The organism is Thiohalobacter sp., from assembly GCF_027000115.1.
GTDB lineage: Bacteria > Pseudomonadota > Gammaproteobacteria > Thiohalobacterales > Thiohalobacteraceae > JALTON01.
The window spans coordinates 1-19,780 of the sequence record NZ_JALTON010000005.1 but is presented as its reverse complement, the minus strand read 5'-3'; the positions used below and the strand labels follow the sequence as shown (position 1 = coordinate 19,780).

21 protein-coding genes and 1 tRNA gene are annotated in these 19,780 nt (G+C 64.7%); 12 read left to right on the top strand and 10 right to left on the bottom strand.

The genetic code is table 11. The features are described from left to right. The first annotated feature begins 92 nt into the window (after positions 1–92). The 4 genes from MVF76_RS00830 to MVF76_RS00815 all read left to right on the top strand — a co-directional run bounded on the left by MVF76_RS00830 (position 93) and on the right by MVF76_RS00815 (position 3,600). Entirely contained in the window at positions 93–1,043 is a 951-nt protein-coding gene (locus MVF76_RS00830) for a zinc metalloprotease HtpX (RefSeq protein WP_297526706.1), read from the top strand. Between the two features lie 97 nt (positions 1,044–1,140). Further along, positions 1,141–1,440 carry a hypothetical protein gene (locus tag MVF76_RS00825; protein WP_297526704.1) on the top strand — a complete coding sequence of 100 codons (300 nt, stop codon included), beginning with the start codon at positions 1,141–1,143 and terminating at the stop codon, positions 1,438–1,440. Between the two features lie 72 nt (positions 1,441–1,512). Beyond that, entirely contained in the window at positions 1,513–3,318 is a 1,806-nt protein-coding gene (locus MVF76_RS00820) for a SulP family inorganic anion transporter (RefSeq protein WP_297526702.1), read from the top strand. Between the two features lie 33 nt (positions 3,319–3,351). Further along, on the top strand, positions 3,352–3,600 hold the full coding sequence (locus MVF76_RS00815; RefSeq protein ID WP_297526700.1) for a hypothetical protein: 249 nt from the start codon (positions 3,352–3,354) through the stop codon (positions 3,598–3,600). 93 nt (positions 3,601–3,693) lie between these two features. On the opposite strand, the gene MVF76_RS00810 is transcribed toward MVF76_RS00815, so the two are convergent. Beyond that, positions 3,694–5,316 carry an FMN-binding glutamate synthase family protein gene (locus tag MVF76_RS00810; RefSeq protein ID WP_411293531.1) on the bottom strand — a complete coding sequence of 541 codons (1,623 nt, stop codon included), beginning with the start codon at positions 5,314–5,316 and terminating at the stop codon, positions 3,694–3,696. A 46-nt stretch (positions 5,317–5,362) separates the two neighbouring features. After that, positions 5,363–7,186 carry an adenosylcobalamin-dependent ribonucleoside-diphosphate reductase gene (locus MVF76_RS00805; protein WP_297526696.1) on the bottom strand — a complete coding sequence of 608 codons (1,824 nt, stop codon included), beginning with the start codon at positions 7,184–7,186 and terminating at the stop codon, positions 5,363–5,365. A 167-nt stretch (positions 7,187–7,353) separates the two neighbouring features. On the opposite strand from MVF76_RS00805, the gene MVF76_RS00800 reads away from it, so the two are divergent. The 5 genes from MVF76_RS00800 (at position 7,354) to MVF76_RS00780 (ending at position 9,674) form a co-directional block, all read left to right on the top strand. Continuing rightward, a complete protein-coding gene (locus MVF76_RS00800; RefSeq protein WP_297526694.1) occupies positions 7,354–8,184 on the top strand; it encodes a transporter in 831 nt (276 codons plus the stop codon). Between the two features lie 23 nt (positions 8,185–8,207). After that, entirely contained in the window at positions 8,208–8,504 is a 297-nt protein-coding gene (locus MVF76_RS00795; RefSeq protein WP_297526692.1) for a heavy-metal-associated domain-containing protein, read from the top strand. Then, positions 8,501–8,893, top strand: coding sequence for a hypothetical protein (locus MVF76_RS00790; RefSeq protein WP_297526690.1), 393 nt, complete (start codon positions 8,501–8,503; stop codon positions 8,891–8,893). Before MVF76_RS00795 ends, MVF76_RS00790 begins: the two co-directional genes overlap by 4 nt. A gap of 71 nt (positions 8,894–8,964) precedes the next feature. Further along, complete coding sequence (locus MVF76_RS00785) at positions 8,965–9,246, top strand: thioredoxin family protein (RefSeq protein WP_297526688.1); 282 nt, start codon at positions 8,965–8,967, stop codon at positions 9,244–9,246. Next, complete coding sequence (locus MVF76_RS00780) at positions 9,243–9,674, top strand: heavy metal-responsive transcriptional regulator (protein WP_297526686.1); 432 nt, start codon at positions 9,243–9,245, stop codon at positions 9,672–9,674. Before MVF76_RS00785 ends, MVF76_RS00780 begins: the two co-directional genes overlap by 4 nt. 58 nt (positions 9,675–9,732) lie before the next feature. On the opposite strand, the gene MVF76_RS00775 is transcribed toward MVF76_RS00780, so the two are convergent. After that, positions 9,733–9,822 (bottom strand) — tRNA-Ser (locus MVF76_RS00775). Positions 9,823–10,362: 540 nt separating this feature from the next. On the opposite strand from MVF76_RS00775, the gene mltF reads away from it, so the two are divergent. Then, positions 10,363–11,760: a membrane-bound lytic murein transglycosylase MltF gene (gene mltF / locus MVF76_RS00770; RefSeq protein WP_297526684.1), complete on the top strand. Its 1,398-nt coding sequence runs from the start codon at positions 10,363–10,365 to the stop codon at positions 11,758–11,760. Positions 11,761–11,766: 6 nt separating this feature from the next. Here the strand turns inward: mltF and MVF76_RS00765 are convergent, their stop codons facing one another. After that, entirely contained in the window at positions 11,767–12,816 is a 1,050-nt protein-coding gene (locus MVF76_RS00765; RefSeq protein ID WP_297526681.1) for an MBL fold metallo-hydrolase, read from the bottom strand. 101 nt (positions 12,817–12,917) lie between these two features. Beyond that, positions 12,918–13,373 carry a tRNA adenosine(34) deaminase TadA gene (gene tadA / locus MVF76_RS00760; RefSeq protein WP_297526680.1) on the bottom strand — a complete coding sequence of 152 codons (456 nt, stop codon included), beginning with the start codon at positions 13,371–13,373 and terminating at the stop codon, positions 12,918–12,920. A gap of 163 nt (positions 13,374–13,536) precedes the next feature. Between tadA and MVF76_RS00755 the strand changes: the two genes are divergently transcribed. Together MVF76_RS00755 and MVF76_RS00750 are read left to right on the top strand one after the other, a co-directional pair. Further along, the gene (locus MVF76_RS00755; RefSeq protein ID WP_317622907.1) at positions 13,537–14,928 is read left to right on the top strand and encodes an APC family permease; all 1,392 of its coding nucleotides are present in this window, start codon (positions 13,537–13,539) and stop codon (positions 14,926–14,928) included. A 7-nt stretch (positions 14,929–14,935) separates the two neighbouring features. Next, complete coding sequence (locus MVF76_RS00750; protein ID WP_297526676.1) at positions 14,936–16,243, top strand: APC family permease; 1,308 nt, start codon at positions 14,936–14,938, stop codon at positions 16,241–16,243. Positions 16,244–16,282: 39 nt separating this feature from the next. Here MVF76_RS00750 and MVF76_RS00745 read toward each other — a convergent pair whose 3' ends face one another. From MVF76_RS00745 to MVF76_RS00725, 5 genes are all read right to left on the bottom strand, one after another. Next, positions 16,283–16,759, bottom strand: coding sequence for a hypothetical protein (locus MVF76_RS00745; RefSeq protein ID WP_297526675.1), 477 nt, complete (start codon positions 16,757–16,759; stop codon positions 16,283–16,285). Between the two features lie 305 nt (positions 16,760–17,064). Further along, entirely contained in the window at positions 17,065–17,517 is a 453-nt protein-coding gene (locus tag MVF76_RS00740) for a DUF3592 domain-containing protein (RefSeq protein ID WP_297526673.1), read from the bottom strand. A gap of 89 nt (positions 17,518–17,606) precedes the next feature. Beyond that, complete coding sequence (locus tag MVF76_RS00735; protein ID WP_297526671.1) at positions 17,607–17,759, bottom strand: DUF5989 family protein; 153 nt, start codon at positions 17,757–17,759, stop codon at positions 17,607–17,609. Next, complete coding sequence (locus MVF76_RS00730) at positions 17,759–18,169, bottom strand: SxtJ family membrane protein (protein WP_297526668.1); 411 nt, start codon at positions 18,167–18,169, stop codon at positions 17,759–17,761. Before MVF76_RS00730 ends, MVF76_RS00735 begins: the two co-directional genes overlap by 1 nt. Further along, positions 18,156–19,780 (bottom strand): carbamoyltransferase family protein (locus MVF76_RS00725; protein ID WP_297526666.1); only part of this gene is annotated, 1,625 nt, incomplete at its 5' end. The genes MVF76_RS00730 and MVF76_RS00725, both read right to left, overlap by 14 nt.

The window sequence follows — 19,780 nt, the reverse complement described above, 5'->3', positions numbered from 1 at the left end:
CCACTAGCCCGGCAAGGGTGTCAGTTTACGCAATTTCCGGCAACATGGACGTTGAGCCAGATCAAGCATCCCCGCCCCCTTGGAAACGCCGCATGACCGACCCGAGCTCCAGTCTGCGCCACCGGCTCCTCAACCTGACACAGACCCTGCTGCTCATCGGCGGCATGATGCTGCTGCTGGGCCTGACCGCGCGGCTGCTGTTCGGCGAAGGGGCGTTCCTGTGGACCGCTGGCATGGTGGCGGTGGTGCTTCTGCTGGCGCCGCGCCTGTCGCCGCGGCTCATCATGCGGCTGTACCAGGCCCGGCCACTGACTGCTTCAGAGGCGCCGGAGCTGTTGCAGGTGCTGGCCGAGCTGGCACGGCGCGCCGGGTTGCCGCAGGTGCCGGCGCTGTACTGGATCGACAGCCCGGTGATGAACGCCTTTGCGGTGGGACAGCGCGAATCGGCGGCGATCGCGGTCACCCGCGGCCTGCTGGAACGGCTGACGCCGAGGGAGCTGGCCGGGGTGCTGGCGCACGAACTCAGCCATGTGCGCAACAACGACATGTGGGTGATGGGGCTGGCGGACACGGTGAGCCGACTGACCGCCAACCTATCCCTGCTCGGTCAGCTGATGATCCTGGTGAACCTGCCGCTGCTGGCCATGGGCGGCGTGACCCTGCCCTGGAGCGCGCTGTTGCTGCTGGTGTTTGCGCCGGCCGTGAGCACCCTGTTGCAGCTTGCCCTGTCGCGCACCCGCGAGTACGACGCCGACCTGGGGGCGGTACTGCTGACCGGGGACCCCGACGGCCTGGCCTCGGCACTGGCGCAGCTGGAGCGGCAACAGGGCGGCTGGATCGAGCGGGTACTGTTCCCGGAAGGTCGCAACCCGAACCCCTCCTGGCTACGCACCCATCCGCCGACCGAGGAACGCATCCGCCGTCTGCGAGCACTCGCGGGTCCGGCGGCGGAATCCCCGCCCCTGCCGGCGCATTCCCTGCCCCGACTCCCCGCCCACCGGCCCCGGCCACGCCGCCACTGGCCGAGCGGACTCTGGTATTGAGTTGCAAACTACTGATGCCCTTTCCATTTTTTGACTTCATGAGCAGACTCTGATACAAAGGGAAAGTTTCCCCTTCCAGTCAGGAGTCTGCCGCGTCATGATCCGCCTCCGGTCCACGATCCGCGCGTTCGGCGTCGTGCTGCTGGCACTCATGCTTGCCGGCTGGCAGACCCATACCGACACCGGCTGGGCAGGCTGCGAGCGCCAGGACGGGGAACCCGCGCGGATATTGCAGGATCTGGATGCGGACCCGCCGTGCCTTCCCGCCATGACGATGGCGACGGGACCGCTCGAACGCACGGTGGTAGCGGCCTGCCATCCGCCGGTATCGTCCGTGTCGGCCCGGATCACGGGCATGCACCCGATCCGGGGTTCTCCCGGCATGCGTCGATCCTGATGCCGTTCCGCGGCCACGAGGCCGCGCTCTTCGTTCCAGCCAGTTGCTGAATCCTTTCGGGAGGCGACCTCCGTGCCCGACACGCAAAGCCCGTTCTCGCTCTATAACCTGTTCCCCTTCCTGCGCTGGCGCAATCGCGTCAATCGCGACAGCCTGCGTGCCGACTTCATCGCCGGCCTGACCGGCGCCATCATCGTGCTGCCGCAGGGCGTGGCCTTTGCCACCATCGCCGGCATGCCGCCCGAGTACGGCCTCTATGCCGGCATGGTGCCGGCCATCATCGCTGCCCTCTGGGGCTCTTCCTGGCATCTGGTCTCAGGACCGACCACCGCCGCATCCATCGTGCTCTTTTCCGCGCTCTCGGCGCTGGCCGTGCCCGGAACCGAGGAATACGTCAAGCTGGCTCTGACCCTGACCTTCATGGTGGGCGTGATCGAACTCACCCTCGGCCTGGCCAAACTGGGCACGCTGGTGAACTTCATCTCCCATTCGGTGGTGGTAGGCTTTACCGCCGGTGCGGCCATCCTGATCGCGGCCAAGCAGCTGAAGAACTTCTTCGGGGTCGAGATTCCCCGCGGCGGCCATCTGCCCGAGGTGCTGATGCATTTCTGGGAACAGATCCCCAACATCAACCCCTATGTCACCACGGTGGCCGTGGTGACACTGGCATCGGGCATTCTCTCCAGGCGAATCTGGCCCAAGGCGCCGAACCTCATCATCGCCATGCTTGCCGGCAGTTTCCTCGCCCTGTTCCTGAACAACCGCTACGGTGTCGAGGTGACCGGCATCACCTCGGTGGGCGCCCTGCCCCAGACCCTGCCGCCGCTGTCGTCTCCGGACTTCTCCCTGGACGCCATCAAGGATCTTGCGCCGGCCGCACTGGCCGTGACCCTGTTCGCGCTGACCGAGGCCGTGTCCATCGCCCGCTCACTGGGGGCGCGCAGCGGCCAGCTCATCGATGGCAACCAGGAATTCATCGGCCAGGGGCTGTCCAATGTCTTCGGCAGCTTCTTTTCCGGCTATGTGGCCACGGGTTCCTTCAACCGCAGCGGCCTCAACTATCAGGCGGGGGCACGGACCCCGCTCGCTGCCGTGTTTGCCGGCAGCCTGCTGATGCTGATCGTGGTACTGGTCGCGCCCTATGCCAGGTATCTCCCCAACGCCGCCATGGCCGGCATCCTGTTCATGGTGGCTTGGGGTTTGATCGATTTCAGGGAGATCCGCCACATCCTCAAGGTCAGCACCCAGGAAGCGGCCGTGATGGGCGTCACTTTCTTCGGCGCCCTGTTCCTTGATCTGGAATTCGCCATCTTCGCCGGTGTCATGCTCTCGCTCGCCCTGTATCTGAACCGAACCTCGCGGCCCAAGATCGCCACGCTGGCGCCCGATCCGGACGAGATCAAGCACACGCTCGTGTCGCTCGAACACAAGCCGCTGGAACAGTGCCCGCAGCTGCGCATCCTGCGCATCGAGGGTTCGCTGTTCTTCGGAGCAGTCAATCACGTGGCCAATGCCCTGCAACGCCTGACCGAAAAACACCCGGACCAGAAACACGTACTGATCATCGGCGATGCCATCAACTTCGTCGATCTGGCCGGCGCCGAGTTCCTGGTCTCCGAGGCGCGGCGCATGGAGAAGCTGGGCGGCGGGCTCTATCTCACCAACCTGCGGGAGTCGGTTCGCCAGTGCATGGAGAAGGCTGGATTCATCTCGGAATTCGGTGAGGACCATGTCTTCGACAACAAGTCCGAGGCCATCCAGTCCATTTTCCTGCGTCTGGACAAGTCCCGCTGCCGCATCTGCGACAAACGCATCTTCAACGAATGCGCCAGCGTCCCCATGGCCAAACTGGCCTCGGGAAAACAGTTCACGTCATAGCTTCGGCGGCGCGACCGCCAGGAGGATCGCTACATGAATGCAAGCACGGGTGGACATCCGGCGCGGAACGCCATTCCGGATCACGGCAGCCTGCTCTCGCATCTTGCCTACGGCCTGGGCACGGCCGCGGTACTGGCCCTGCCCCTGCTGCTGCCGGGCATGGACATGCCGCACCTGATGATCGACTACGAGGCGGTGGCGGTGGGCGTGTATGTGCTGGCCTGCGTTGCGGCAGTGGTTCAGGCGTTGAGACCCGGCTCGCGGAACCGCGGCCGGCGCTGACCGCCTGGCCCGCATATTGCTCCAGGGGCTGCGGATGATAGCGGATTTGCAGCGGGGCTCGGGACGCACTTCCGCCCTGGGGGAATATCCGGGCTAGCTGGGCCACCGGTCGGCCCGGCTCTCGAACCAGGCCTGGCGCATATCGGCAGGAAGTTGTTCACCCGACACCAGCTGACCAGGCTCCAGCACCTCGTAGAGTTCATCCAGCGAGCTGACCCGCAGGTCGTCGACGCGACGGAAGATGTGCCGCGGCATCAGTTCACAGGGCCGATCCAGGCCCATGGCGCCGACAATCTCCATGACGCTGTGCAGCGTGGCCGCATGGAAGCGCGCCACCCGCTCTGCCTTGTCGGTCACATCCAGACCGTAATACAGGGCGGGATCCTGGGTGGTGATACCCGTAGGACAGTGGTTGGTGTTGCAGCGCAGCGACTGGATGCAGCCCAGCGCCAGCATCATGCCGCGGGCCGAGGCGCAGACGTCGGCGCCCAGTGCCAGCGCCCGCACCACATGAAAGCCGCTCAGAATCTTGCCGGAGGCGATCAGGCGAATGTCGTCCCGCAGCCCCGCGCCGCGCAGCGCGCTGTGCACGAACAGCCAGGCATCGCGCGCCGGCATCCCCACCGAATTGGCAAACTCCAGTGGCGCCGCTCCGGTACCGCCCTCACCGCCGTCCACGGTAATGAAATCGGGCTTTATTCCGGTTTCCAGCATGGCCTTGCAGATGGCGAAAAAGTCCTCGCGGCGCCCAACACAGAGCTTGAAGCCCACCGGCTTGCCGCCGGAAAGGCGGCGCAGCTCGGCGACGAACTCCATCATCTCTATGGGGTTGCCGAAGGCGCTGTGAGCCGGTGGCGAGAACACCGTCCTCCCCGGCTCCAGGCCACGGATGCGCGCGATCTCCTCGGTCACCTTGACCCCGGGCAGCACACCCCCGTGGCCGGGCTTGGCCCCCTGGGACAGCTTGAGCTCGATCATGCGCACGCTCTCCTGCGCAGCCTGCTCCTGGAACTTCTGCGGGTCGAAGCGACCGTCGGCGGTGCGGCAGCCGAAGTAGCCGGTGCCGATCTGCCAGATCAGGTCGCCGCCCGGCTCCAGATGGTAGGGAGAAATGCCGCCCTCGCCGGTATTGTGGGCAAAGCCGCCCCGGGCCGCGGCGCGATTCAACGCCAGCACCGCGTTTTTCGACAGCGCCCCGAAGCTCATCGCGGAGATGTTGAGCAGGGAAGCATTGTAGGGGCGTTTACAGTCCGGGCCGCCGATGACCACCCGTGGCGCCTCGCCCGGGGCTGGCCGCGCGGCCAGCGAGTGGCTCGCCCACTCGTAGCCGATGCGATAGACATCGCGCTGGGTACCGAAGGGCGTGGTGTCGAGCTGCCCCTTGGCGCGCCGGTACACAACTGCGCGGAATTCGCGCTCGATGGGAAAGGCATCGATGTTGGACTCGATGAAGTACTGCTGAACCTCCGGGCGGATCATCTCCATGAAATAGCGGCCATGACCGATGACCGGGAAGTTGCGCAGCAGGGTGTGGCGCGTCTGCAGGGAGTCGCGGATGCCCAGCGCGATCAGCGGCCCGATCACCGCCATGGCCCACCAGGCGCCCGGCCAGGCCAGGCCCAGCCCCGCGATCAGCAGCACCAGCAGCGAGGAGATGATGAAAAACCAGCGTCGAACCACGACAGTTGGCCTCGGATACGCACCAGCGCCCAGCATACCGCAGGTGGCCATTCCAGTCTCGGCGCACGCACCTTGAACTTTCTCAGTCCGCCTCTCGCTCGATGCTGCAACAATGCGACGCCTGTTTTTCCGGCGCGCTCAGCACCTCGCCGGTAACGGGGTTCGGGCGGAAGGTGGTGCAGCCCTTGAGCCCCAGCTTCCAGGCCTTGCGATAGATACCCTTGAACGCATCCAGCGGATAGAGCGCCGGGACGTTGATGGTCTTGGAAATCGCGTTGTCCACATGCGGCTGCAGGGCCGCCTGCATCTGCAGGTGCGCGTCGGGCGGCAGGCTGCGGGCATCGACGAAGGCCCCGGGCAAGGGCTCGTCACCGTGCAGATCACGCCAGGTGCGCAGCGCGAAGTCCTCGAGTTCGTACTCGCGGTAGCTGCCGTCGAGCTGCAGCACCTTGCGCCGGTAATGGAAATCGAACACCGGCTCCAGGCCACTGGAGACATTGTTGGCCAGCAGGCTGATGGTGCCCGTGGGCGCAATGGCCGTGAGATGGCTGTTGCGGATGCCCTGGGCGGCGATGCCCTGGCGGATGTTTTCGGGCAGGGCACGCACGAAGCGGCTGGCGAGGTAGGGCTCGGCCTCGAACAGGGGGAAGGCCCCCTTTTCCGCGGCCAGTTCGATGGAAGTCCGGTAAGCGGTGTGACAGATCGTTTCCATCACCCTTGCCGCCAGTTCGCGGGCCCCGGCCTCGCCATAGCTCAGGCCGAGCATGATGAGGGTATCCGCCAGGCCGGTCAGGCCGAGGCCGATGCGCCGGTTGCCTCGCTCCACCGCCTGCTGCTGTGGCAACGGAAAGCGTGACAGGTCGATGATGTTGTCGAGCAGGCGCACGGCCATGGCCGTGGTCTGGCGCAGCCCCTCCCAGTCCAGCCCGGCCTGCGCGCTGAACGGCGCTTGCACGAAGCGGGTGAGATTGACCGAGCCCAGATTGCAGGCACCATACGGCGGCAGCGGCACCTCTCCGCAGGGATTGGTGGCGGTGATGCGCTCGCACCAGTGCAGGTTGTTCATGTCGTTGATGCGGTCGACGAACAGTACGCCCGGCTCGGCGTACTGGTAGGTCGCCTGCATGATGCGATCCCACAGCGCGCGGGCACGCACCACCTTCAGCACCCGGCAGGACACCGGCTCGCGCTGGCCTGTCCACACCCGCTCGACCGTGCCCAGGCCCGGCTCCGACGCCGGCAGCCCGGCATCCGGGAATACCAGCGGCCACTCGGCATCGGCCTCCACCGCCTCCATGAAGGCATCCGTCACCTGCACCGACAGGTTGAAGTGGCGCAGCTCACCCGGCTGGCGCTTGGCGTCGATGAACAGTTCGATGTCGGGATGATCACAGCGCAGGGTCGCCATCATGGCGCCGCGCCGCGCACCGGTGGACAGCAGCGTGGCGCACATGGCATCCCAGATGCGCATGAAGGACACCGGCCCGGAAGCGATGCCGCCGACGCGCCGGCCGCGCACCCCCTTCGGCCGCAGGGTGGAAAAATCGTAGCCCACGCCGCCGCCCTGCTGCATGGTGAGCGCGCCTTCCTTGAGCGCCTCGAAGATGCCGTCCATCGAATCCTCGATGACGCCCATGACGAAGCAGTTGAACAGGGTGACCTCGTGGCAGGTGCCGGTACCGGCGAAGATGCGGCCGCCCGGCAGAAAGCGGAAGTCGTCCAGTATCCGGTAGAAGCGCCGCGCCCAGTCCGCGCTCGCCATGCCCTCCACGCTGGCCGCGCCCTCCGCGACCCGCCGCCAGGTGTCACGGATGCTCCGGTCGTGCTCGCCCGCGTCGTCGCGATAGCGGTACCTGGTGTCCCAGATGTCGCGGGAGATCGCTGCGGTGAATGGATCGTCGCTCATGCGCCTGCCTCCGATCGCACCCAACAGTGGCGCAGACCCGAATAAAATGCAATCAGTACATGACATTACGGGATGAACCAGAAATGACGCCGGAAAAGGCTTGACCTGGAGCTGACTCCAGGAACTAGGCTTGCCACAGATCGTCAGTAAACGACCGAGGTAACACCATGCCCTTTCCCAGCATTACCCCCTGGCGCGTCTCGCTCCTGCTGGCATTGTCGCTCTCAGGCGGCAGCGCCACCGCGCACAACCCGGTGTTCGGACTCGGCCCGCATGTACTCTACAAAGGCGGCCTGGACATTGCGCTGGACACCGCCACCGGGCGGGCAGGATCACAACGCGATACCCGAACCGGTTTCGAGTTCACATACGGCCTGACCGGCAACTGGACGCTCGGCGCCGAACTGCCCTACCGCTTCCGCAGTGACCAGTCCAACCGCAGCGAGGGCGCCGGTGATCTCAGCCTCTTCACCAAGTACCGCTTCTGGCGCCACGATAGCCTGGGGCAACAATCGTCGGCAGCAGTGTCACTGAAGGCCATTTTCGACACCGCTGACAGCGACCGGCGCCCGCCGCTCGGCAAGGGCGCCACGGACACCCTGCTGGGCCTCAGTTACGGCTACGAGAGCCGCCGCTGGTATCGTTGGGCCAGTATCCGGTACCGCCACAACGGCAGCGGTCCCGGCGGCATCGATCGCGGCGACCGGCTGTTGGTGGATCTTGTTGGCGGCATCCGCCCCAACCCGAGCGGTTACCTGGAACCGGACACCGTATGGCTGCTCGAACTGAACGGCGAACACACCTGGGCCGACAGCCGCGCCGGACAGCGGATCGCCAATACCGGCGGCCAGCAATGGTTCCTGTCGCCGGGCATCTTCTGGACCCTGCGCAACTTTGCGGTCAAGGCCGGCGTGCAGATACCCGTCCACTCGAACCTCGACGGCGACCAGCCCGAGGCCGACTATCGCGCGCGCCTGACCCTGGAATGGCATATGTAGACAACCAACCGGAGGAATGCACCATGCAAGCTCGAACGCTGATGATGACGCTGTTGCTGATGATGTCCCAGGCCGTCTCGGCCGGCGCCCTGGAATACCGTATGCGGGTGGATGGGCTGGCCTGCCCCTACTGCGCCTACGGTGTTGAAAAGAAACTCAAGGCCATCGACGGGGTCGAAACGGTCGATGTCGACCTCGACCGGGGCCTGGTGACGGTCAGAACCCGGGAAGACCTGCACCTGTCGGAACCACAGCTCCAGCAACTGTTCCAGGATGCCGGCTTCACCTATCGCAGCATGGAAGTGCAAACCTTGCCATGACCAGACCGCCCAAGGGAATCGAAGGAAAGCTGTCCTGGCTGGCCCTGTTCACGACCACCGGTACCCTGGTCTGCTGCGCGCTGCCCATTGCCCTGGTCACGCTGGGGATGGGTTCCGCGGTCGCCGCGCTGACCAGCTCCCTGCCCTTCCTGATCACGCTCAGCCAGCACAAGACCTGGGTGTTCGCCATCTCGGGGCTGCTGCTGGCCACGGGCTGGTGGGCCACCCACCGCAACCGCCAGTGCCCCACGGACCCGGCGCTGCGCGCGGCCTGCGAGCAGGCTGCACGCTGGAATCGCCGGATCCTCGCGCTGGCGATCGCCGTGTGGACCATCGGCTTCATGGCCGCCTATCTCGCCCTGCCCATCGCGCGCTGGCTGGAAGGCTGATGTACCCGCGCCATGACTTGACCTCCCCATGCCCGGCAGCAATAGTGGTACCGCCGCTACCGGATCCGCCCATGACCATCCGCGTCGAACTCTTCCATGCCCCCGACTGCCCGCGCTGCGACCGTGCCCGGGCACTGCTGCGGGAACTGGTCGCTGCCCTGAACGATGATCGACTGGAATACCGGGAAAGGGATGTGATCGAGGCACTGGATGACGCCGTTCGCCTGGGCATCCTGGCCACGCCCGCCATCGTCATCGATGGCCGGCTGCGCTTCACCGGCCTGCCTGCGACGGAGAAGCTGCGGACGGCGCTGCAGGCCGCCGTCGAGGCCGCGCAACGGGGCGCCGGATGACGCCGGCACCCCGCAAGCGCCTGCGCATCGGCGAGGTCTGCCGGCTGACCGGCCTGTCCGCCGACACCCTGCGTTACTACGAACGCATCGGCCTGTTGCCGAACGTGGCGCGCACGCCTTCAGGCATCCGCGTCTACGGTGAACGTGACCTATCCCGACTGCGCTTCATCCAGCGCGCGCAGAAGATGAACTTCTCGCTCGACGAGATCGGCAAGCTGCTGACCATGCGCGAGGACCCGCAACATGCCCGCCATCACGTACGCCAGCTCACGGCACGCAAGCTCGCGGAGGTCGAGGCACGACTGGAGGAGCTGACCCTGCTGCGGAACGAACTCAAGCTGCTGGTCAATCTGTGCCGCGGGGCGGGCGAAGGCTGTCCGATTATCGAGGGGATGGAAGACGACGGGGGAGCGGGCTCGAAGAAGTAGGGGGCCGGAGTTCCTCGAGTCCATGAGAAAGGGGACCCGGCGGCCCCCTTCTCTTGTATGGCGGAGAGGGTGGGATTCGAACCCACGGTCCGCGCGAGCGGACACTCGATTTCGAGTCGAGCCCATTCGGCCTCTCTGGCACCTCTCCAAATAAAGCAGCTTTCCGCCTGACTGCCGATACACGCCGATGTTACCCGTTTGTCCAGTGCTGCCGCAGGGCCGCGAGCCCTGCGCCACCACAAGAGGGTGGGATTGATTCGGCGCTACGCGCCTCACCCCTCCGGGGCGCCTCCGCTGCGCTGCGGCGTCGTCTCGCCCGCTGCGCGCGCTCGGCTCGAACCCACGGTCCGCGCGAGCGGACACTCGATTTCGAGTCGAGCTCATTCGGCCTCTCTGGCACCTCTCCAAATAAAGCAGCTTTCCGCCCGACTGCCGACCGACACCGGTGTGACATATCAACGGGCCTGCACCGAAGGACCACACCCATCAACACGCCACCCTGTGGCATGCGGGCTGTACGCCTTCCAATAACCTATTGATATACAAGGAAATAGTCGGCGCCTCGAGCATCCCGGCCGGCACCCGGGCGGGAAAGTGCGGTATTCTAGCCGAATTCATCAGGGAACTCTAAATCTTCCTGGCCCCTCTACCGCTAAGACTTCTGGATACCCCACCCCCGAAACCCTGCATGAGACGCCTGCTGTTTCCCCTGCTTGCCAGCCTTGCCCTGACGGCCTGTGGTCGTCCGGCGTCGCTATTGGAGGAAGTGAAGTCGGGCGGCGAGCTGGTGGTGGCCACGCGGAACAGCCCGACAACCTATTACGAGGGGCCGAACGGCCCGACGGGACTGGAGTACGACCTGGCCCGCCTGTTCGCGGAGGAGCTGGGCGTGCGCCTGCGGCTGGAGATTCCCGAAAACTTCGACGCCATCCTGCCCATGGTCATCCGCGGCGACGTGCACCTCGCCGCGGCCGGCCTGACCATCACCGAGGCACGCAAGAAGCTGGTCCGCTTCGGCCCCAGCTACCAGTCCATCACCCCGCAGCTCGTCTATCGGCAGGGCATGCCCCGCCCGCGCAATCTGGACGAACTGGACGGCATTCTCGAAGTGGTCGCCGGCAGCAGCCATGAAGAACGGCTCAAGGCGCTGAAAAAAGAACACCCCGGGCTCAGCTGGTGCGCCAACAGGGAGCTGGAAAGCGAGGAACTCCTGGCCCTGGTCTGGGAACAGGTGATCGACTACACCATCGCCGACTCCAACGAGTTCCGGCTCAACCAGCGTTTCTACCCGGAACTGCGCGTGGCCTTCGACATCGACGAACCGGAGCAGCTGGCCTGGGCCTTTGCCCATGGCGAGGACAGCAGCCTGTTCGATGCCGCGCGCGCCTTCTTCAACCGCATTCGTGCCGATGGCACACTGGCCCAGCTCATCGAGCGCCACTACGGCCACGTCCAGAACTTCGATTACGTGGGCACACGCCTCTACCTGCGCCACATCCAGCAGCGTCTGCCCGAGTTCATCGACCTGTTCCAGAAAGCCGCGCAAGAGACCGGCCTGGACTGGCGGCTGCTGGCAGCCATCGGCTACCAGGAGTCGCACTGGCGACCCAAGGCACGCTCCCCGACCGGCGTGCGCGGCATCATGATGCTGACCCTGGACACCATGCGTCATCTCGGTCTCGACAATCGTCTCGACCCGGAACAGAGCATCCTGGGCGGCGCCCGTTACATCGCCATGATGCACGACAAGATCCCGGAACGGATTCCCGAACCCGACCGGACCTGGATGGCACTGGCGGCCTACAACGTGGGCTTCGGGCACCTCGAGGATGCCCGGCGCCTGACCCAGATGAACGGCGGCGACCCGGACAAGTGGGTGGATGTGAAGAAGAACCTGCCCTTGCTGGCGAAGAAGAAATGGTACAAGAAGACCCGGTATGGCTATGCGCGCGGCCACGAGCCGGTCCGCTATGTCGAGAACATCCGCTCCTACTACGACATTCTGGTGTGGTACTCGGAACAGAACCGGGAACCGGCAATCCGGCCGGCGTTCAACGGTGTGCTCACCGACTTCCCGACACTCTGAGCCTGCCTACTGGCCGAGTGCTTCCGCCTCCATGGCCAGATAGACCTGATAGGCATTACGCCGGTTCGCTGCCTCGAAGGCCGGCAGGTGCGCGAAGCGCGACCAGTCGGTGTCGGCGTAGGCCTCGTCGAAGGGAATGAACTCGGCTACGGCCGCGCCCATCTTCTCCCGCAAATAGGCAAGATACTCGTAGGTGGCACGAATGGCCTGCTGCGGGTCCTTCGCGGCCGGGCCATGACCAGGCACCAGTGCGGTCAGACCCCGGGTCTGCATCCTTTCCAGCACGGCCACCCAGCGGGAGGCGTTGGCATCGCCCAGGAAGGGGATGCGACCCTCGAAGATGATGTCGCCCGAATACAGCACCCGGTCCGGCTCGACATAGACGGTCAGGTCCCCGTCGGAATGGGCACTGCCCACCGGGGTCAGCGTCAGCGTGACCTCGCCCAGGGTCAGGGTCTCGGCCGTGCCGACGTAGCGATCCGGCTCCACCAGCCGCGTGCGGTCATTGACCCAGGGGTCGAGCGAGAACCGCCGCTCCTCCAGGCGCTCCTGCGCCTGCTCGGAGCGCAGGTAGTTCTCGGCCCCGACCGGCGCCAGGATCTCAGCGCCCAGTTCCTCGAACACCTGCAAGCCATAGATGTGGTCGGCATGGTAGTGGGTCACGATGACCTTGCGGATCGGTTGATCAGTAATCTCACGGATGCGCTCGACCAGCATCTGCGCCAGTGACGGCGTGCCCAGGCTGTCCACCACGATCACACCCTCGCCGGTCACGATTACCCCGGCGTTGGACACGAATCCCTGGTTGTCGGTGGCCACCCCCGGCGTACCCTCGGCGTACCAGAAGTGCGGTCCGACCTGCTTCAGCGACATTTCGACCGTGGCCGGGGGATAGGCGGGCACAGGCGCCTCCACCGCCGGCTCGGCCACGGTCGCCTCCTGGACGGCAGGCGCTGGAGACGCTTCAGTCACCTCGGCCGGATCGGGCTCATTCGAACAGCCACCGAGGACAGAGAGGGGGATGGCAAGGGACACCAGAGACAGCGACTGCTTCATGGTTGGCGATACCTGCTGATTCATAAGACTGCTTCTGCGGGCAAGGACGTACTCATGGCTGTGCCCAGCCATCCCGATATGGGACGCTTGGCCTCCCGGTCTTATTCCCGACGTTCGCGAAAGAAGGCCCGCAGCAACTCGGCTGCCGGCTCGGCCAGCACGCCGCCGGTGACGGCCACACGGTGGTTCAGCCAGGGCTGGGAAAAGACGTCGAGATGAGAGCATACCGCGCCACGGCGAGCGTCCGGCGCGCCAAACACCAGCCGCTCGACACGGGCATGGACCAGCGCACCGCTGCACATCAGGCAGGGCTCCAGGGTCACGTAGAGGGTCGAACCGGTGAGGCGGTAGTTGCCCATGCGTTCGGCGGCATCCCGCAAGGCATTGATCTCGGCATGCGCCGTAGGGTCATGGGTCGCGATTGGCCGGTTCCAGCCCCGACCAATACACTCGCCATCGCGCACCACCAGGGCACCCACCGGCACCTCGCCCTCGGCCGCAGCACGCTCAGCCAGTGCCAGCGCCTCGCCCATCCATGCCTCGTCACCAGTCTGCATGCATCCGCACCTGCCCGAAACGATCTCTGAACCCGCCCATCACGCTCATGAACAAGGGTGCAATATGCAGGTCAACCCGCCTCCAGGGCAAGCACTGACATAGCGCAGTTCCGCTGGTCTGGCTTGATCAAGTGATGCGGCTGCGCTTGTCACCTGGCGGTGCATGCGGCAATATCTCCGGATGCCACGCGCCCGCAGGTCCTCCGCGTCCCCCGCAAGGCCTCGCCGCAGCGACCATCTTAGCCTGCCGCAGGTGATTGCCATGGGCGTGGGCGGCATGATCGGCGGGGGCATCTTCTCGGTGCTGGGCCTCGCCATCGCCCAGGCAGGGCACGCCGCACCCCTGGCATTCGCCCTGGGCGGTGCCATCGCGCTGCTCACCGGCCTTTCCTATGCCCATCTGGGGCTTTCCTTCCGTTCCGACGGCGGCAGCTTCACCTATCTCGAACATGCGTTCAGGCACCCCAACATTGCCGGCATGGGCGGCTGGCTGCTGCTGGCAGGTTATGTAGGCACGCTGGCCCTCTATGCCTATACCTTCGGCGCCTACGGGTCGGCCCTGCTGGGACAGAACGACCCGCAACAGGCAGCGGCGCACCACCTTCTGCAGACGCTGGTCCTGCTGGCCTTCCTCGGCATCAACCTGTACGGCGTCAGGGCGAGTGGTACCACCGAACTCCTGATCGTCACGATCAAGGTACTGATCCTTGGCCTGTTCGCCGTCATCGGGCTGTGGTACCTCGACCCGACACAGCTTGTACCGGTGCTAGACCAGGGAACGATGGGCCTGGTCATGGGCGCCGCCCTGATCTTCGTCGCCTACGAGGGCTTCGAGCTCATTCCGAATGCCATCAATGAGATGGAAAACCCGGAGCGCAACCTTGGCCGGGGTATCTTCTGGGCGATCGGGATCACCATCTCGATTTATGTACTGGTCGCCCTGGTGGCCGTAGGCAATCTGCGGCCCGAGGAAATCCGCCAGTACGGTGAATATGCACTGGCCGTGGCTGCGCAGCCTTTTCTGGGGCAGGCCGGGTTCCTGCTGATCGGACTCGCCGCGCTGTTCTCGACGGCATCGGCCATCAATGCCACGCTTTTTGGCACGGCACGACTCGGCAAGGTCATGGCCGAGGAAAGGGAACTGCCCGCTGCTTTCGCCTTCACTCGCAGACAGCACACCATTCCATGGTTCAGCCTCATCGTCATTACGGGAACCACACTGGCCTTCGTCAATCTGGCCGACCTGTCGATGATTGCATCATTCTCCAGTTCCACGTTTCTGCTGGTCTTCCTCGCCATCAATCTGTCAGCCTGGCGCCTGAGAAAGCGCCTCGGGATCCCCGCATATTATCCGCTAGCCGGGGTCCTGCTGAGCCTGAGCGCCTGGGTGGCACTGCTGAATCATCTGTGGGAAACCGATCACGAGAGCCTCTACTGGACAGGAGCCGCCTATCTCGTCGTCGCAGGCGCCGAGTTTCTTTTCAGCCGCCGCCGACTTGGCACCTGCCGCAGTCCGGCCAGCGGCCGGAATGGCCCTTCGAAAAAACGACGCTGATACCCCCATGTCCGAACCGAACAAGACACTGACCCTCACCCAGGCCGTTTCCCTGGCCATAGGCACCATGATCGGTGCAAGCATATTCTCCATCTTCGGACTGGGCGCCCGGTTGGCAGGGCCCAACCTGCCACTGGTATTCATCATGTCCGGAATACTGGCCCTGCTCGTCGCCTACTCTTATGCATGGCTGGGCGGCCGAATCGTGTCCAATGCCGGTCCTATGGAATTCATCATTGCCGCTTTCGGCAGCAACCTGGTAACGGGCGCGCTCAGTTTCCTGTACTGGCTGACTTATGTCATCTCGATCGCCCTGTTTGCGAAAGGATTCTCCGGCTACCTCATGCCGCTGTTCCCCGGCCCCGATACCCCTGGCCTGGCCAGCATGATCGAGGTAGGAATCGTCCTGTTGTTCACCGTTCTGGGCGCCACAGGCTCATCGGGCGTGGGCCGTGCAGAGTTCTGGATAGTGGCCATGAAGATCGGCATTCTTCTCCTGTTCGTGATTCTGGGTATCTGGTCCATTCGCATCGAACGTATCACGCCCCAGTTCGCGGGGCCTGACATCGGGGGCATGCTGGACGCCATGGCGATCTTCTTCCTCTCTTACATGGGATTCGGCCTGGTGACCAATGCCTCCGAGAACTTGCGGAACCCCGGCCGCAATGTGCCAAGGGCCATATACATCAGCATAGCTCTTGTCACGCTGATTTACGTCCTGGTCTCGGTAGTGGCCGTTGGCAATCTGCCCCTGCCGGACCTGATCAAGGCAGAGGACTTCGCGCTGGCCGAGGCCGCCCGGCCCTTCCTTGGGGACAAGGGCTATCTGCTCGTAAGCTGGGGCGCGCTGTTTTCCATCGCCTCCGCGTTGAACGCCACACTGTACGGTGGCGCCAATGTTGCCTATGCGCTGGCGCGGGATGGCGTGCTGCCCGAGACCTTCGACCGCAAGGTCTGGTTCGGATCCGTGGAAGGACTCTATATCACCGCAGGGCTCGGAATTGCCTTTGCGCTACTGTTCGATCTGGGTGGCATCGCGGCGATGACCAGCAGCATCTTCATCGTCATCTACCTTTTCGTTCTGGCCGCACACTGGCGCCTCTCCATCACTTACGGCGGTGATCGCCGGATCATCGCGATCGGACTCGTCACCGTGGCGAGCGTGTTTGTCCTGCTACTGCAGTATCAGTGGCAGACATCCAGGGACGCATTCTACGGAACCGGCGCCCTGCTGGCGGCAAGTCTCGTGGTGGAATGGCTGTACTTTCGCGCTACCGGGAGACCCCTTAAAACAAGGGCTTCCGCGACAGCGTGAGCAAGGGCCGATGGACCGGGCTCTGCGACCAAATTCCGATCACGATCGATAGGCAGGCCAGTCCGCGGCCTGCCGTCTTACGGATTCTATCTTACGTAACGTCGTTTCAACATCTCTGCAGGCATTGCCGATAGGTATTTTTCTGTACTCGTTCAGGGTGTCATCCATGCCCCCGCTTCGGTGGCCTGAAAGAACCCGCCAGTCCGCACCCTTCAGCCTCACATCGACTACAACGGATCGGAATACCCCCTCTTTGTAGCCGATCCCAATGTCGCCCACGTGCTCCCAGGGCACGTGAGTGAAATCCCGGCCGTTCCGGTGCACGAGATAGATGCCGCACCGATCGGCAGCGAAGACAGGCGTGGCGCGCCAGGTTCCCGGTCGCGAGGCGATCATGACCAACACCACCCCCAAGAAAGCCAGGGCGTAACGCAACGCTTCCGGATGCCCGGATTCGTAGAATGCCAGCGACCAGATCAACAATATCGCGCCCAGCGTCACCATGGCACCTGCCATGCCAGCCGCGATCCAGCGAGGGGAGTGTCAGAACAAATGATGGTGACTGCAATGGGGGCAGTCTGTTCACTGCCTAGCCCGCATGTTGCGCCAGGGCCGCAGCAGGATGCGGGCGGGCACAAATCGTACGCCGGGCTACGGGCAAGAAATCCGGTTCATTGCCTGCCAACACAACAGGTTGCCTGCCGCCCGCTTCCGCCCTGGTGGAAGATGCGGGCTAGTCACCCCTGATCCGGCCACATTGCCAGTACTCATGCCACGCATCCGCAGACGCCCGACCCTTGCCCCATTACGTCGGAAAGCCATCAGAGAAACGACTGGAAAACCAACGGAAACGCCACAAAACCGGCCGCCGTCACCAGTGGCATGAACTGCAGCATCCGGAGGCCGGGAATCAGGCACGATCGCTCGGGATTGCCAGGATCGTAGTAGACCCTGCAATAACGGGTGTATTCGTAATTCTCGATGATCTCGAGCAGTTGCTTCCGGGGCTTCACCAGCCCATCCGACATGGTCACTCTCCGGCCTCGGTAGGTACGCCCCTGGACCTCGTACGTATATTCTGCAGTCAGGTGCTGGCTCATCCAGTTCCGCCTGCCGGTCGACATTTCCCGACTTGTGACTTCGCGTATGTTTATCCCATGCAGTTCACCATGCGTGCTGGGCCAGGAGCGGCTGGCCAGGGCCAACCTGATCTGCAATACCGTACGCAATGCCATGAAGATTCCCACAAGGGGAAAAATGTACAACAGCCCCATGCCGTTCATTTCCGCTCCCCGTCCCTACCTGCATGAAAACCAATGGGGCACATGCTCTGGCCCGCATATTGCACAAGCCGTCACCCGTATCAGAACAGGGTATAGACAAAGGGCGCAACCGCCGACCCCTGGGTCATGACGATCAGGATGCCGAACAGAAGCAGCGCCGCGATGATGGGCACCAGCCAGAACTTCTTTCTGGTCCGGGTGAAGTCCCAGAGATCCTTGAGCAGTTCCAGCATCAGAAGGGCCTCTCGAAATGCCGCCGGTCCGGCTTTCTGGACGGAACACGGTAGCTGGTCCGCTTCTCGGAAAAGCCGCGCGCCAGGGGATCCCTTCCAAGGAGGCGCAGCAACACCCCGATGGGCAGGACCAGGCCATAGAATACCAGCCCGAGCAGGAGCCGGGTATTGACCCAGCCGAGCGCGGCGCCCAGCGCCATCCAGGCACGGTAGACTGGCCCCAGCAGGGCCGGCCGCGCAAGACCCGCCAGCGCCAGGGTTCCGCCGAGGAGCCAGGGCCAGGCCGATATGGGGCGGTCGAGGAGCAGCGGCAACGCGAGGCCGAAGACCAGCCCGGTCAGGACGCCGGCCAGGAGCCCGAAACCGCGCAGTGTCCGGTCGGAGGGGGGGCAGGGTTCAGTCGAGCGCATGGGCCTTCTTCCAGTCACCGTCTTCCCGCCAGGGCGGTTGATCGACCTTGAGCAGCAGGGCGTTCTCCAGCACCAGACAGTCCATGTCGGTACGCATGAAACAGCGGTAGGCATCTTCCGGCGTGGCCACGATGGGTTCCCCACGGACATTGAAGGAGGTGTTGACCAGCACCGGGCAGCCCGTGCGGCGCTCGAAGGCGTCCAGCAGGTGGTAGAAGCGCGGGTCGGTGTCGGGGTGCACCGTCTGCAGGCGCGCCGAGCCGTCCACATGGGTGACGGCCGGGATCTCCGAGCGTTGGAGGCGCAGGCGCTCGAGGCCGATGGCGCCCAGGGCCTCTTCGTCCAGGGGCAGGCGGCGGTGAGCTGCCACCTGCGCCGTGAACAGCATGTAGGGGGATGCGCCTTCGAATTCGAACCAGTCGGCGACTTGGTCATGCTTGACCGCGGGCGCGAAGGGGCGGAAGGATTCACGGTACTTGATCTTGAGGTTCATCCTCGATTGCATCTCGGCGCCGAGCGGGCTGCCCAGGATGGAACGCCCGCCCAGGGCCCTGGGGCCGAACTCCATCCGTCCCTGGAACCAGCCGATCACCTGGTCCTGCGCCAGGCGCGCCGCCACCTCGTCGTACAGGCGCGCCTCGTCCAGCACCGCGTAGACGGCACCCAGCGTGTCCAGCCGGGCGGTGATTTCGTCCATGCCGTAGGCCGGGCCCAGCCGGGCGCCCTGCATGGCGTCGTCGGTGGGTGCGGGTCGCTCGCCCTCCAGGTAGTGATGCCAGACGGCCAGCGCGGCCCCCAGGGCGCCGCCCGCGTCCCCCGCGGCTGGCTGGATCCAGACCGAGTCGAAGGGCCCTTCCCGCAGCAGCCGGCCGTTGGCCACGCAGTTCAAGGCCACGCCGCCCGCCAGGCAGAGCCGGTCCAGGCACGTTTCCCGGTGAAGGGTGCGGGCGAGACGCAGCACGATCTCCTCGGTCACCCGCTGGATGGAACAGGCGATGTCCATGTCCTTTTGGCGAATGGGCGATTCCGGGATACGGGGCGGGCCGCCGAACAAGTCATGGAACCTGCGGCTGGTCATGCGCAGGCCGGTGGGAAAATCGAAATAGTCCAGATTCAGGCGGAAGCTGCCGTCGGCCTTGAGATCCAGGAGTTCATCGAGAATGAGGTCCACATATCGGGGCTCCCCGTAGGGCGCGAGCCCCATCAGCTTGTATTCGCCGGAGTTGACCCGGAAGCCGGCGTAGTAAGTGAAAGCGGAGTACAGCAGGCCGAGGGAGTGGGGGAAGTCCAGTTGCCAGAGGGGCTCGAGCCGGTTGTCCTCGCCCCGCCAGACCGAGGTGGTGGCCCATTCGCCGACCCCGTCCAGGCAGAGCACGGCGGCCTTCCGGAAGGGACTGGGGAAGAAGGCGGAAGCCGCGTGCGACAGATGATGCTCTGAGAATAACAAGGGTGGCAGGGCCTTCCGGGGCAGGTCGAGTGCCTGAGAGAGTTCTTTGCGCAGCAGGTCCTTGAGAAAGAGCTTTTCCTTCACCCAGACCGGCATCGCCTTGAGGAAGGAGCGGAAGCCGCGCGGGGCGCAGGCGAGATAGGTCTCGAGCAGGCGCTCGAATT